Genomic DNA, 14,043 nt, shown 5'->3' on the forward strand with positions numbered 1-14,043 from the left:
AATCGCTTTAGGTGTCCGGCCCGCTACCGAAAGCACCGGAGGTTCGAACGTTAGCAAGCGGCCGTGCCGTACCGCGAGCTTTCTGCGGACGCCGTCCGGAGTGCCCGGATAATAGGGCCATGAAGTTGAGGATCTTCACCGAACCGCAGCAGGGCGGTACCTACGACGAGCTGCTGGCGGTCGCGCGGACCGCGGAGCGGCTGGGGTTCGACGCCTTCTTCCGCTCCGACCACTACATGCGCATCGGGCCGGGCGACCCCGGGCCCGGCTCGACCGACGCCTGGGTGACCCTGGCGGGTCTGGCGAGGGAGACCTCCACGATCAGGCTGGGGACGCTGGTCACGCCCGCCACCTTCCGGCTGCCCGGTGCGCTGGCGATCAGCGTGGCCCAGGTCGACCAGATGAGCGGCGGCCGGGCCGAGCTCGGTCTGGGCGCGGGCTGGTTCGACGCCGAGCACATCGCGTACGGGATTCCGTTCCCACCGGTCAGCGAGCGCTTCGCCCGCTTCGAGGAGCAACTGGAGATCCTCACCGGGCTCTGGACCACGCCCACAGGCAAGACCTTCTCCTTCGAGGGCTCCCACTACCGGCTCGCCGACTCGCCGGCGCTGCCCAAACCCGCGCAGAGCCCCAAGCCGCCGATCATCATCGGCGGGTTCGGCGCCCGGCGGACCCCCCGGCTGGCCGCGCGTTTCGCCGACGAGTACAACGTGCCGTTCCGCACCATCGAGGACACGGCTCAGGCCTTCGGCCGGGTCCGGGAGGCGTGCGAGGAACAGGGCCGGCCCTCGATCGTGCTCTCCGCCGCGCAGACCGTCTGCGTCGGCGCCGACGACGCGGAGATCGCGCGCCGGGCCGAGGCGATCGGGCAGGACCCGGCCGCGCTGCGCGCCGGCGGGCTGGCGGGAACCCCCGCCGAGGTGGCGGAGAAGATCGGGCAATTCGCCGAGCTGGGCGCCGAGCGGATCTACCTGCAGGTGATGGACCTGGGCGACCTGGAGCACCTGGAACTCATCGCCGCCGAGGTCCTGCCGCACGTGTAGTGCGGGAGCGGCCGGGGGCCCGACCCCCGGCCGCCGTACGCGGGTCCGATAATCGCTGGTCGCATATGTCTGCCTAAGGCATACTTTCGGGGTGTTACTCACCATCTCCACGACCCTGCGGCCCGCAACCGATCTCGGCTTCCTGCTGCACAAGCATCCGGACCGGGTCCAGGAGTTCGGCCAGTCGTACGGCACCGCCCGCGTCTTCTACCCGGAGGCGGGGGAGGAGCGCTGCACGGCGGCGCTGATGCTCGACGTCGACCCGGTCCGCCTGGTGCGCTCGCGCGGCAGGTCCACGCCCGACTACGCCCTGGGGCAGTACGTCAACGACCGGCCGTACGCGGCCTCGTCGCTGCTGGCCGGGGCGCTGGCGGACGTCTTCCGCACGGCCCGCGCGGGCCGCTGCGCGAGCCGTCCCGAGCTCGCGGCCGGGCCGATCCCCCTGGAGATCACGCTCCCCGCGCTGCCCTGCCGGGGCGGTCCCGAGCTGGCGCACCGGTTCTTCGAGCCGCTGGGCTGGGAGGTCGAGGCGCGGGCCGTACCGCTGGACGAGGGGTTCCCCGAGTGGGGCGACTCCCGTTACGTGCGTCTCTCGCTGCGCGGCGAGGTCCGGCTGGCCGACGCGCTCAACCAGCTCTACGTGCTGCTGCCCGTCCTGGACGACGCCAAGCACTACTGGATCGCCCCGGACGAGGTGGACAAGCTCATCCGCGCGGGCGAGTCGTGGCTGGCCGCCCACCCCGAGAGGGGCCTGATCACCCGCCGTTACCTCGGCCGCCGCTGGACCCTGGCCCGTACGGCCTTCGCCCGCCTGGCCGAACTCGGCGACGACGTGGAGGAGGATCTGGAGCCGCCCGTCGAGGAGGAGCCGGCGGCGCCGGGGGAAGAGGACCTCACCGTTCTCGCGCCCGATCCGGCGACCCCCCTCGATCCGGCTGGAGGCGGTGCCGTGCCGCCCGAGCCCGGGGAGCCGCTCGCCGCGGCCGCGCGGGACGCCGCGGAGAAGCGGCCGTTGAACACGCTGCGGCGGGAGGCGGTGGCCGCCGTGCTCCGGGAGCTGGGGACGCACACGGTCATCGACCTGGGCTGCGGGACCGGGCAGCTCGTCGGGGCGCTGCTGGCCGACCCGGCCTTCACCAGGGTCGCGGGCGCGGACGTGTCGGCCCACGCCCTGGCCGTCGCCGCCAGGAAGCTCGGGCTCGACCGCATGCCCGACCGGCAGCGGGAGCGGCTGGAGCTGTTCCAGGGAGCCCTGACCTACACCGACGAGCGGTTCGCCGGATACGACGCCGCCGTCCTCATGGAGGTCGTCGAGCACGTCGACCTCCCCCGCCTCCCGGCGCTGGAGCGGGTGGTCTTCGGCGCCGCCCGCCCCGGGCACGTCGTCGTCACCACGCCCAACGCCGAGTACAACGTCCGCTACGAGTTCCTGACGGGCATGCGCCACCCCGACCACCGGTTCGAGTGGACCAGGGCCGAGTTCGCGGCCTGGGCGGCGAAGGTCTGCGACGAGTACCGCTACACCGTCGCCTTCCGCCCCGTCGGGGACGACGACCCCGAGCTGGGCCCGCCCACGCAGATGGCCGTCTTCACCCTGGGAGGGACCCGATGACCGAGACCGCCGTGCCCGAGGACGGAGGGAACGACGTGGCCCAGGCCGCTCCGGAGGCGGGAGACGCCGCGACCGGGACCGCCGCGCCGGCCGCCACCGAGATCACCGTGCCGGCGATGTCGCTGGTCGTGCTCGTCGGGGTGTCCGGCAGCGGGAAGTCGACCTTCGCGCGCAGGCACTTCGCGCCGACCCAGGTGATCTCCTCGGACTTCTGCCGGGGTCTGGTCGCCGACGACGAGAACGACCAGGCGGCCACGCCGGACGCCTTCGACGTGCTCCACTACATCGTGCGCACCCGGCTGCGGCGGGGCCTGCTCACCGTCGTGGACGCCACCAACGTCCAGTGGGAGGCGCGCAAGCAGCTGATCGACCTGGCCAAGTCGGAGAACGTGCTGGCCGACGCGATCGTCCTCGACGTCCCCGAGGAGGTCGCGATCGCGCGCAACGAGGTCAGGCCCGACCGGGACTTCGGTCCGCAGGTCGTACGGCGCCAGCGCAAGGACCTGCGGCGCTCCCTGGGGAAGATCTCCCGGGACGGCTTCCGCCGGGTCCACGTGCTGCGCGGGGTGGAGGAGATCGAGGCCGCCGCAGTTCGCACCGAGAAGGCGTGGACCGACCGGCGCGAGCTGACCGGGCCGTTCGACATCATCGGTGACGTGCACGGCTGCCGGGCCGAGCTGGAGACGCTGCTGCGCACGCTGGGCTGGGAGATCGAGCCCGGCGGCACCGGCGCGAGCCACCCGGAGGGCCGCACCGCGATCTTCGTCGGGGACCTGGTGGACCGCGGTCCTGACACGCCGGGCGTGCTCCGGCTGGTCATGGGCATGGTCGCGGCCGGGACCGCGCTGTGCGTGTCGGGCAACCACGAGCAGAAGCTCGCCCGCTCCCTGAACGGCCGCAAGGTGCGCGTCGCCCACGGCCTGCAGGAGTCGCTCGACCAGCTCGCCGCCGAGCCGGAGGAGTTCCGCGCCGCCGCGCTGGCGTTCATGGACGGGCTGATCAGCCACTACCAGCTCGACGGCGGCAAGCTCGTCGTCGCGCACGCCGGGCTCAAGGAGGCCTACCACGGCCGCGCCTCCGGCCGGGTGCGCTCCTTCGCGCTGTACGGAGACACCACCGGCGAGACCGACGAGTACGGCCTGCCGGTCCGCTACCCCTGGGCGCGCGAGTACCGCGGCCGGGCCATGGTCGTCTACGGGCACACGCCGGTCCCCGAGCCCGAGTGGATCAACAACACGATCTGCCTCGACACCGGCGTGGTCTTCGGCGGGCGGCTGACCGCGCTGCGCTACCCGAGCAGGGAGATCGTCTCGGTGCCCGCCGAGAAGGTCTGGTACGAGCCTGCCAGGCCGTTCACCGCGCCCGGCCACCGGGACCCCGGGGCCCTGTCCATCGACGACGTGCGGGGCACCAAGCACATCGAGGTGCGCCACGGCGGCGGCCGGATCAAGGTCAGGGAGGAGAACGCCGCCGCCGCGCTGGAGATCATGAGCCGGTTCGCGGTGGACCCGCGCTGGCTGGTCTACCTGCCGCCGACCATGGCCCCGCCGGAGACCTCCCGGCTGGACGGCTACCTGGAGCACCCGGCCGAGGCGTTCGCCGAGTTCGCGGCGGCCGGTGTGGGCCGGGTGGTGTGCGAGGAGAAGCACATGGGCTCGCGGGCGGTGGCCGTACTGGCCAGGACCCCCGAGACCGCGGCGGCGCGGTTCGGCGTCGAGGACGGGAGCGCGGGCGCGGTCTACACCCGCACCGGGCGGCCGTTCTTCGACGACGCGGCGGTCGTCGGCGGGCTGGTCGACCGGCTCCGGCGGGCGTGCGCGCCGCTCATGGACGAGCTGGGCTCGGACTGGCTGGTGCTCGACTGCGAGCTGCTGCCCTGGTCGGCCAAGGCGGAGGGGCTGATCCGCAACCAGTACGCCTCGGTGGGCGCCGCGGCCCGCACCGCGCTGCCGGAGGCGCTCGCGGTCCTGGAGGCGGCGGCCGGGCGCGGCCTGGATGTGGGCGGTCTGCTGGACCGCACCCGACGCCGCATGGACAACGCTGCCCGGTTCAGGGACGCCTATGCGCGTTACTGCTGGCCGGTCTCCGGCCTGGACGGCCTGCGCCTGGCGCCGTTCCAGATCCTGGCGTGCGAGGGGCGGGCGACCGCCGCGACCGAGCCGCACTCCTGGCACCTGGAGATGCTCTCCCGGCTGGACGACCCGCTGATCGCACCCACCCGCCACGTCTACGTGGACCTGGACTCGGAGGAGTCCAGGCAGGCGGCGACCACGTGGTGGGAGACGCTGACCGCCGAGGGCGGCGAGGGTATGGTCGTCAAGCCGGTCGCCGTGCCCTCCGGTCCCGCCGCGCCGCCGGGCCGTACCGGAGAGGGCGTACCGGGGAGCGGGCCGGGCGGCGGGCCGGAGACGCCGGGGCCGGTGGAGGCGCGCCCGGGCCGGGTGCAGCCGGGGATCAAGGTGCGCGGGCGGGAGTACCTGCGGATCATCTACGGCCCCGACTACACCGAGAGCCTGGACGTGCTGCGCAACCGCTTCCTCGGCCGCAAGCGCTCCCTGGCGCTGCGCGAGCACGCGCTCGGGCTGGAGGCGCTGTCCCGGCTGGCCGACGGCGAGCCGCTCTGGCGGGTGCACGAGGCGGTCTTCGCCGTCCTCGCCCTGGAGTCCGAGCCGGTGGACCCCCGCCTCTGAGGGCGGGTCAAGGGGTCCGGGCGGTCACGGTGCTGCTTCTCATGGGGGGTGGCGCAATTCGCCGGAGGGACGATCGGGGAGCTCGGCGGCCGGGAACACGCAGGCCCCGAGGACATAGAGATGGAGGAGTACTGGCGCGGCCCGGAAGATGGGTCCGGGACGAGTGAGAACCGCCCGGCTGGGGAGTGAGATGTCCATGCCGCCGACGAGAGCCGAGCTTGAGGCCGCCAAGGACCTGACCATCGACGACGTCCTGGGTCCCTCCCTGGACGTGCTGTTCTGCGGGATCAACCCGGGTCTGTACTCCGCCGCCACCGGGCACCATTTCGCCCGGCCGGGCAACCGCTTCTGGCCCGCCCTGCACCGCTCCGGCTTCACGCCCCGCCTGCTGTCGCCGGCCGAGCAGGACCTGTTGCCCTCCTTCGGGCTGGGCATCACCAACGTGGTGCCCCGCGCCACCGCGCAGGCCGCCGAGCTGTCGGCCGAGGAGTTCCGCCAGGGCGGGCTGCGGCTGGCGCGGCTGGTCGCCGAGGTCCGGCCCCGGGTGCTGGCGGTGGCCGGGGTGACCGCCTACCGGAGCGCGTTCGGGCGGCCGAAGGCGGCCGTCGGGCCGCAGGAGGAGCGGATCGGCGAGGTGGCGGTCTGGGTGCTGCCCAACCCCAGCGGCCTGAACGCCCACTGGACGCTGGAGCGGATCGCGGGGGAGCTGCGGCGGCTCCGGGAGTCGCTGGGACGCCCTCCGCTCTGAAGCCCCCGTGACCCGGTACGGCGGGGTCGTCCCGACCCGTCCCGGCCGCCGCGGGGAGGGGCGTCAGGGTGCGCCCGGACGGCCGGCCCGCCGGGCATGGCTGCGGTGGCGGAGCACCCGGAACAGGATCGCCAGCAGCCAGGCGAGGAAGACGAGCTTCAGCACCCCGAACCCGGCGACGGCCACCCCGGCGACCAGCAGCACGAGCAGCAGGGGCGCCACCGGGGGCCCGCCCCGGCGGGCCATCGGGTGCCAGGCGCCGTGCCGGGCCGCGTGCCGCTGCCAGGCGGCCGGTCCGGTGCGGGGACCCTTCCACGGGGCCGGCTCCCCGGGCGGGCCGTACAGGTCCGGGAGGTTCTCCTGGGCCAGGGCCAGGTCGCGCCCGGTGCGGGCGGACAGGGTGAGGCCGAGGCGCTCGTCGAGCTCCTCGTGGGTCAGCCGGCCCTGGGCGTAGTGCTCGCGCAGGGCGGTCATCACCGCGTCGCGCTCCGCGTCGCCGATGCGGAGGTCGTCCCGAGGGGTCATTCCTGCTCCTCGTCTCATGAGTCGTCACGGAAGAGTCGGGGCCCGGCCGGTTACGAGCCCGGCCGGGGCCGCCTACTCCTCGCCGGGGTCGCCCTCGGCGAGGATCTGGTAGAGCTTGCGGCGCGTCTCGACCAGTTGCTGCCTGGCCTGGCGGATCTGCGCCTCGCTGCCGGTCTGCAGGATCTGGAGCATGGCGAACCCGGACTGGCGGGCCAGGTCGACCAGTTCCCAGGTGCCCTCGTCGACGTCGGGAGTCATCTCCTCCCACGGAGCGCGCACCTCGTCGGGGTGTTCGGTGACGTAGGCCTGTCCCGCCTCGGTGAGCCGGAAGGTCTTTCGGCCGTCGCTCTCCTGCGACAGCACCAGGCCCTCGTCGGTGAGCTGCTGGAGCGCCGGGTAGACCGCGCCGGGGCTCGGTTTCCAGCCGCCCTGGCTGCGCTCGGCGATCTCCTGGATGATCTGGTAGCCGTTGCGCGGCTCCTCGGAGAGCAGGGCCAGGATCGCGGCGCGGACGTCGCCCCGTTTCGCCTTGCGTCCCCGGCCGAACGGCGGGCGCCCGCCGCCCCGGCCCGGGCCGGCCCAGGGGCCGCGTGCCCAGTCCCACGGGAAGCCGCCGCCGAAGGGGCCGCCGCCGAAGGGGCCGCCTCCCCGGGGGCCGCGGTGCCGGCGGTCGTGCGGGCCGCCCTCGTGCGGGGCGTGCCCGTGGTGGCCCGGCGGCCCCGGGTGGTGGCCGTGACGGCCGTCCTGGTGCCAGCCCGCAGCCATGGCGCGCCAGGCCTCCCTGGCGGCGCGCTTCATCTCGCGGCGGATCTCGTGCGGGTCCGTCCCCGGCCACGGGCCGCCCATCGTGTGTGCGGAAGTCATGTCGTCCTCCTGTATTGACGATCGGTTCCGATCGTTCTCGACCCTTCAAAGATATATCGACACTGTTCTAATGACAAGCCCTTGACCTTCCGTCGCGTCCGCCGGAACTTGTCACCCTGAGTAAGATTCTGATGACTGAAAAAAATAAGTGAGATAGATCACTGAATTCTCGCCGGTTTTCGGAACAAGCACCGAGACCTAGGCGTTACAAATGACATAGACGGGATTCGTTCCGTGCCGGAAGGGCTGGGGGGTGCTTTCGGCGCGGAACGGTCCCGTCTGTCGTTTCTCCTCCGTATCCGCCTGGATGCGGAGGATTTTTCGGTTTCAGGCCCCAGCTGGAGGAACTCCCCGCACCGCCTGAGCGGTCCCGCGGCGGTCCCGGTTCCCCGCCCGTGACCCGACGCCCGTGACCCGACGCCCGTGACCCGACGCCCGCGTCTTCCGCCCGGAGTCCCGGGTCCCGCCCTCGATCCGGTTCCGCCGCCCCGGCCCTCCGGGGATGCACAATGGTGCTGTCTGCTGCGGGGAACGGCTTTGCCGTACAGTCGATCACTGTGATCGTGATGGTGGTGTTTGAGCGTTGATGGGGCACACGCACGCGCTGACGGGGGCGATCGCCTGGCTCGGGGTGGCGCCGGCGCTCGCCGCGCTGCCGCTGCTGACCGAGTCGTCCCGCTTCGTCGAGACCGGTGTCATGGTGAACGCGCTGAGCCCGGCCGAGTTCGTCGCCGGGGCGCTGGTCTGCGCCGGGGCCGCGATGCTGCCGGACCTGGACCACCCCAGCGCGACCATCGCGCAGACCTTCGGCCCGGTCACCTGGGCGCTGAGCAAGGGGGTCAACTGGCTGGCCGGCGGGCACCGCAACGCCACCCACTCGCTGCTGTTCGCGGTCGCGGCCGGGTTCGGCGCACACTATCTGGCCGCCAGCCAGCCGATCGGCCGGGACATCCTGGTCGTGCTGCTGATCGGCCTGGCCCTGCGGGCGATCGGGATCGGGATCCCGGGCAAGAAGTTCGCCTCGGCGATGGTGAACGTCGCCATGACGGCGGGGCTGTTCGCGGTGTTCCGCTCCGACGGCGTGGGCTACGCCTGGCTGGGGCTGGCCGTCGCCATCGGGTGCCTGGCGCACGTGGTGGGGGACTGCTGCACGGAGAAGGGCTGCCCGGTCCTGTGGCCGATGAGACAGCGCTGGCTGCTCCCGTGGAAGATCGGCATCAAGACGGGCCGCGCCTTCGAGCAGAAGTTTCTCGCGCCGGTACTTTCCGTCGTCGTTCTGGGATTGCTGTACTGGCGCCTCGTGCCGGTCTGAGCATACTGGACAGTAACTTGATGTCGAGATATCTACAGGGATATCTTGATATCGAGACAACCGCTGCAACCTGCGGGGAGCTGCCGGTTAGGCATACCTAACTGACATGGGCACTCTCGCGGTGCGGCAGGATTCAGTTGCGCCTCTGGACGAGGCGCACCAGACGACATGGTGATGAGGGAGGCGAATCGTGTCCGCGAACAGCTTCGGCAGCCGTGACACGCTCCGCGTCGGTGACGCGGCTTACGAGATCTACCGGCTGGACGCCGTCGAGGGGTCGGGACGCCTCCCGTACAGCCTGAAGATCCTGCTGGAGAACCTGCTGCGCACCGAGGACGGCGCGAACATCACCGCCGACCACATCCGCGCACTGGGCCAGTGGGACCCGTCGGCCGCGCCGAGCGTGGAGATCCAGTTCACCCCGGCCCGCGTGATCATGCAGGACTTCACCGGCGTGCCCTGCGTCGTGGACCTGGCCACCATGCGCGAGGCCGTCCGCGACCTCGGCGGCGACCCGGCCAGGATCAACCCGCTCGCCCCGGCCGAGATGGTCATCGACCACTCGGTCATCGTCGACTTCTTCGGCGGGCAGGACTCCTTCCGGCGCAACGTCGAGCGGGAGTACGAGCGCAACCGCGAGCGCTACCAGTTCCTGCGCTGGGGGCAGACCGCCTTCGACGAGTTCAAGGTCGTCCCGCCGGGCACCGGCATCGTGCACCAGGTCAACATCGAGCACCTCGCCCGCGTGGTGATGATCCGCGACGGCAAGGCCTACCCCGACACCTGCGTCGGCACCGACTCCCACACCACGATGGAGAACGGCATCGGCGTGCTGGGCTGGGGCGTCGGCGGCATCGAGGCCGAGGCCGCGATGCTCGGCCAGCCGATCTCCATGCTGATCCCGCGCGTGGTCGGCTTCAAGCTGACCGGCAAGCTCCCGGCCGGGGCCACCGCCACCGACCTGGTGCTCACCATCACCGAGATGCTGCGCAAGCACGGCGTCGTCGGCAAGTTCGTCGAGTTCTACGGTGAGGGCGTCTCCAGCGTGCCGCTGGCCAACCGCGCCACCATCGGCAACATGAGCCCCGAGTTCGGCTCGACCTGCGCGATCTTCCCGATCGACGACGAGACGATCACCTACCTCAGGCTCACCGGCCGTTCCGACGAGCAGGTCGCGCTGACCGAGGCCTACGCCAAGGCGCAGGGCCTCTGGCTGGACCCGTCGGCTCCCGAGCCGGTCTTCTCCGAGTACATCGAGCTGGACCTGGCCACCGTGGTCCCGTCGATCGCCGGTCCCAAGCGCCCGCAGGACCGCATCGCGCTCTCGTCGGCCAAGGAGACCTGGCGCCACGACGTGCGCAACTACGTCGCCGACATCGACGGCGACGGCGTGGACGAGGCCAGCGAGGAGAGCTTCCCGGCCTCCGACGCCCCGGCCTCCAACTCCAACGCCGGCGGCGCCCGGCCGCACAAGCCGGTCCCGGTCACGCTGGCCGACGGCACGAGCTTCGAGATCGACCACGGCGTGGTGACCATCGCGGCCATCACCAGCTGCACCAACACCTCCAACCCGTACGTCATGATGGGCGCCGCCCTGCTGGCCAGGAACGCGGTGGAGAAGGGCCTGACCCGCAAGCCGTGGGTCAAGACCTCGCTGGCCCCCGGCTCCCAGGTCGTCACCGGCTACTTCGAGCGCTCGGGCCTGCAGCCCTACCTCGACAAGATCGGCTTCAACCTGGTCGGCTACGGCTGCACCACCTGCATCGGCAACTCCGGCCCGCTGGACGAGGAGATCTCGGCCGCCATCCAGGCGAACGACCTCGCGGTCACCGCGGTGCTGTCCGGCAACCGCAACTTCGAGGGCCGGATCAACCCCGACGTCAAGATGAACTACCTGGCCTCGCCGCCGCTGGTGGTCGCCTACGCCCTCGCCGGCACCATGGACCTCGACCTGGACACCGAGCCGCTCGGCACCGGCTCCGACGGGAAGCCGGTCTTCCTCAAGGACATCTGGCCCTCGCCGGAGGAGGTCTCCGAGGTCGTCAACTCCTCGATCGACCAGGAGATGTTCCTGCGCGACTACGCCGACGTGTTCAAGGGCGACGAGACCTGGCAGTCGCTGCCGATCCCGACCGGCAACACCTTCGAGTGGGACCCGTCCTCGACCTACGTCCGCAAGGCCCCCTACTTCGAGGGCATGCCCGCCCAGCCGGAGCCCGTCACCGACATCTCCGGCGCCCGCGTGCTGGCCAAGCTCGGCGACTCGGTCACCACCGACCACATCTCCCCGGCCGGCTCCATCAAGCCGGGCACCCCCGCCGCCGAGTACCTGCGCGCCAACGGCGTCGAGGTCAAGGACTTCAACTCCTACGGCTCCCGCCGCGGCAACCACGAGGTGATGATCCGCGGCACCTTCGCCAACATCCGGCTGAAGAACCTCCTGCTCGACGGGGTGGAGGGCGGTTACACCCGCGACTTCACCCAGGACGGCGCCCCGCAGAGCTTCATCTACGACGCCTCCGCCAACTACCAGGCCGCGGGCATCCCGCTCGTCGTCCTGGCCGGCAAGGAGTACGGCTCCGGCTCCTCGCGTGACTGGGCGGCCAAGGGCACCGCGCTGCTCGGCGTCCGCGCCGTCATCGCGGAGTCCTACGAGCGCATCCACCGCTCCAACCTGATCGGCATGGGCGTGCTCCCGCTGCAGTTCCCCGAGGGCGAGAGCGCCGCCTCGCTGGGCCTGACCGGCGAGGAGACCTTCGACATCACCGGTGTCGAGGAGCTCAACAAGGGCGGCATCCCGCGGACCGTGACCGTGAAGGCCGGCGAGAAGGAGTTCCAGGCGGTCGTGCGCATCGACACGCCGGGCGAGGCCGACTACTACCGCCACGGCGGCATCATGCAGTACGTCCTGCGCTCCCTGCTCGCCAAGGGCTGAGCCGGAAGCCGGAAGAAGGGGAGGCGGTCCTCGAGGGGCCGCCTCCCGCACCGGGGGAGACCCCGGTACGGAGCCGCCCGGCGGGAGACGATCCCGCCGGGCGGCTCCGTCGTTCAAGGGACGATCCGGAACCGGCCGGGCGGACGGCCTCGTCCCGGCGGCCGGACGTCCCTGGCCCCGCCCCGCCCACCCCGGATCGCGCGTCCGGGGCCCGGCACCCGGCCCGCCGCGGCGCCGTGACTACGGTCTCCTCCATGAGCGACGAGGTCTTCGTACTTGTCCTGGCCGGTGTGTCGGTCTTCGCGGGCGCGGTCGTCCAGGGGGCGGTCGGATTCGGGCTGGGGCTGGTCGCGGCGCCCGTGATCACCATGCTGGTTCCCTCGGTCATGCCGGGCGCCATCCAGGTCGTGAACGTCATCCTGCCGCTGTTCACCCTCCTGGCCGAGTGGCGCAGGGTCGACTGGAGAGGGCTCGGCGCCGCGCTGCTGGGCAGGCTGCCGGGCACCTTCCTCGGCGGCATGGTGGTCCTGTACGTCTCCACGCGGGCGCTGGGCGTCCTGGTGGGCGTGATGGTGCTGGCGGCGGTGGCGCTCACCGCGCGGGCGGCGGCCGTACCGCGCAATCCGGCGACCCTGGTCGGAGCGGGATTCGTCTCGGGGATCACCGGCACCGCGACCGGGATCGGCGGGCCGCCGATGGCCCTGGTCTACCAGGACGCCAAGGGTCCGCAGATCAGGGCCACTCTCGCGATGTTCTTCTTTCTCAGCGCCGCGCAGTCGCTGGCCGTCCTCGCCTTCCTGGACCGGCTGCCGGCGCGGGCGGTGACGTTCGGGGCGACGCTGATCCCCTGCCTGATCGCGGGGTTCCTGGTCTCGGGGCCGCTGCGCCGCTATCTCGACGGCGGGCGCGTCAGGGCCGGGATCCTCGTGGTGGCCGCGCTTTCCGCCCTCGTGCTGATCACCCGCAGCACCGTCGGTTAAGGCCGCGTTTCTGGATTGTTACCGCCCACAACAAACTTTACCCGAAGAGGGTCTGGCGTTCCTGGCCAGCGCGGAATACGTTGCCGCAAACAACATTCAGCGGAACGGCGAGCCGCGACCCGGCGGGCCGTACCGGTGAATTCGGCATGCCGCACTTCCAGACCCCCCACTTCTCGAAGTTCTCGAAGAAAGGACCCGTGCACCATGCGCAAGGGGATCCTCAGCCTGACCGCCGCCGCTGCGGCGATGACCCTCGGTCTCACCGCCTGCGGGGGCGAGGGCGGCGACACCAATGCCCAGACCAGCGCCGCTCCCTCCGGCGCGGCGAGCCAGCCCGCCGCCGGGAAGGTCGGTGTCATCCTGCCGGACAGCAAGTCCTCCGCCCGCTGGGAGACCGCGGACCGCAAGTACCTGGAGGAGGCGTTCAAGACCGCGGGCGTGGCCTACGACATCCAGAACGCCCAGGGTGACAAGAACCAGTTCCAGACCATCGCCGACCAGATGATCACCAACGGGGCGACCGTCCTGATGATCGTCAACCTGGACAGCGGCACCGGCAAGGCCGTGCTCGACAAGGCCAAGGCCCAGGGCGTGGCCACCATCGACTACGACCGCCTCACCCTGAACGGCGGCGCCTCCTACTACGTGAGCTTCGACAACACCAAGGTCGGCACCCTGCAGGGCGAGGGCCTGGTGAAGTGCCTCACCGAAAAGAAGGCCGACAAGCCGATCGTGGCCGAGCTCAACGGCTCGCCGACCGACAACAACGCCACGCTGTTCAAGAACGGCTACGACGCCGTGCTCAAGGCCAAGTACGACTCGGGCGAGTACGTCAAGGGCCCGGACCAGTCGGTTCCGGACTGGGACAACGCCCAGGCGGGCACGATCTTCGAGCAGATGCTCACCGAGCAGCCGAAGATCGCCGGCGTGCTGGCCGCCAACGACGGTCTCGGCAACGCCGCCATCACGGTGCTGAAGAAGAACAACCTCAACGGCAAGGTCCCGGTCACCGGCCAGGACGCCACCGTGCAGGGCCTGCAGAACATCCTCGCCGGCGACCAGTGCATGACGGTCTACAAGGCGATCAAGAAGGAGGCCGACGCGGCGGCCGCGCTCGCCATCGGGCTGGCCAAGGGTGAGAAGCCCGCGGCGACCGGCACGGTCAAGGACACCGAGAGCGGCGCCGACGTGCCCGCCGTCCTGCTCGACCCGCAGGCGATCTTCTTCGACAACGTCAAGGACGTCGTCGCCGACGGGTTCGTGACCAAGGAAGAGCTGTGCACCGGCGACTTCGCCGCCAAGTGCACCGAGGCCGGAATCCAGTAACGCGCCGT

10 protein-coding genes are annotated in these 14,043 nt (G+C 71.5%); 8 read left to right on the forward strand and 2 right to left on the reverse strand.

The window, feature by feature from the left end:
- Nucleotides 1-119 precede the first annotated feature (119 nt).
- The 4 genes from HS041_RS23940 (at nt 120) to mug (ending at nt 6,093) form a co-directional block, all read left to right on the forward strand.
- Entirely contained in the window at nt 120-1,043 is a 924-nt protein-coding gene (locus HS041_RS23940) for an LLM class F420-dependent oxidoreductase (protein ID WP_196443045.1), read from the forward strand.
- 91 nt (nt 1,044-1,134) lie between these two features.
- Complete coding sequence (locus tag HS041_RS23945; RefSeq protein WP_196443046.1) at nt 1,135-2,655, forward strand: 3' terminal RNA ribose 2'-O-methyltransferase Hen1; 1,521 nt, start codon at nt 1,135-1,137, stop codon at nt 2,653-2,655.
- On the forward strand, nt 2,652-5,345 hold the full coding sequence (locus HS041_RS23950) for a polynucleotide kinase-phosphatase (protein ID WP_196443047.1): 2,694 nt from the start codon (nt 2,652-2,654) through the stop codon (nt 5,343-5,345). Before HS041_RS23945 ends, HS041_RS23950 begins: the two co-directional genes overlap by 4 nt.
- A gap of 196 nt (nt 5,346-5,541) precedes the next feature.
- Nucleotides 5,542-6,093, forward strand: a complete 552-nt coding sequence (gene mug, locus HS041_RS23955) for a G/U mismatch-specific DNA glycosylase (RefSeq protein WP_230879572.1) — start codon at nt 5,542-5,544, stop codon at nt 6,091-6,093.
- A gap of 63 nt (nt 6,094-6,156) precedes the next feature.
- On the opposite strand, the gene HS041_RS23960 is transcribed toward mug, so the two are convergent.
- Nucleotides 6,157-6,618 carry a DUF1707 SHOCT-like domain-containing protein gene (locus tag HS041_RS23960; RefSeq protein ID WP_196443049.1) on the reverse strand — a complete coding sequence of 154 codons (462 nt, stop codon included), beginning with the start codon at nt 6,616-6,618 and terminating at the stop codon, nt 6,157-6,159.
- A gap of 72 nt (nt 6,619-6,690) precedes the next feature.
- Complete coding sequence (locus HS041_RS23965; RefSeq protein WP_196443050.1) at nt 6,691-7,482, reverse strand: PadR family transcriptional regulator; 792 nt, start codon at nt 7,480-7,482, stop codon at nt 6,691-6,693.
- Between the two features lie 586 nt (nt 7,483-8,068).
- On the opposite strand from HS041_RS23965, the gene HS041_RS23970 reads away from it, so the two are divergent.
- The 4 genes from HS041_RS23970 (at nt 8,069) to HS041_RS23985 (ending at nt 14,035) form a co-directional block, all read left to right on the forward strand.
- Nucleotides 8,069-8,794 carry a metal-dependent hydrolase gene (locus HS041_RS23970; protein WP_230879573.1) on the forward strand — a complete coding sequence of 242 codons (726 nt, stop codon included), beginning with the start codon at nt 8,069-8,071 and terminating at the stop codon, nt 8,792-8,794.
- Between the two features lie 190 nt (nt 8,795-8,984).
- On the forward strand, nt 8,985-11,729 hold the full coding sequence (acnA, locus tag HS041_RS23975; protein ID WP_196443052.1) for an aconitate hydratase AcnA: 2,745 nt from the start codon (nt 8,985-8,987) through the stop codon (nt 11,727-11,729).
- A 254-nt stretch (nt 11,730-11,983) separates the two neighbouring features.
- Nucleotides 11,984-12,709, forward strand: a complete 726-nt coding sequence (locus tag HS041_RS23980; RefSeq protein ID WP_196443053.1) for a sulfite exporter TauE/SafE family protein — start codon at nt 11,984-11,986, stop codon at nt 12,707-12,709.
- A 204-nt stretch (nt 12,710-12,913) separates the two neighbouring features.
- Nucleotides 12,914-14,035: a sugar ABC transporter substrate-binding protein gene (locus tag HS041_RS23985; RefSeq protein WP_196443054.1), complete on the forward strand. Its 1,122-nt coding sequence runs from the start codon at nt 12,914-12,916 to the stop codon at nt 14,033-14,035.
- Nucleotides 14,036-14,043 lie beyond the last annotated feature (8 nt).

Source organism: Planomonospora sp. ID67723 (genome assembly GCF_015711605.1).
GTDB lineage: Bacteria > Actinomycetota > Actinomycetes > Streptosporangiales > Streptosporangiaceae > Planomonospora_A.

Coding starts and splice junctions, on each gene's coding strand:
- HS041_RS23980 (WP_196443053.1), top strand. CDS start 11,984: ATGAGCGACGAGGTCTTCGTACTTGTCCTGGCCGGTGTGTCGGTCTTC.
- HS041_RS23950 (WP_196443047.1), top strand. CDS start 2,652: ATGACCGAGACCGCCGTGCCCGAGGACGGAGGGAACGACGTGGCCCAG.
- HS041_RS23960 (WP_196443049.1), bottom strand. CDS start 6,618: ATGACCCCTCGGGACGACCTCCGCATCGGCGACGCGGAGCGCGACGCG.
- HS041_RS23965 (WP_196443050.1), bottom strand. CDS start 7,482: ATGACTTCCGCACACACGATGGGCGGCCCGTGGCCGGGGACGGACCCG.
- HS041_RS23985 (WP_196443054.1), top strand. CDS start 12,914: ATGCGCAAGGGGATCCTCAGCCTGACCGCCGCCGCTGCGGCGATGACC.
- HS041_RS23970 (WP_230879573.1), top strand. CDS start 8,069: ATGGGGCACACGCACGCGCTGACGGGGGCGATCGCCTGGCTCGGGGTG.
- HS041_RS23940 (WP_196443045.1), top strand. CDS start 120: ATGAAGTTGAGGATCTTCACCGAACCGCAGCAGGGCGGTACCTACGAC.
- mug (WP_230879572.1), top strand. CDS start 5,542: ATGCCGCCGACGAGAGCCGAGCTTGAGGCCGCCAAGGACCTGACCATC.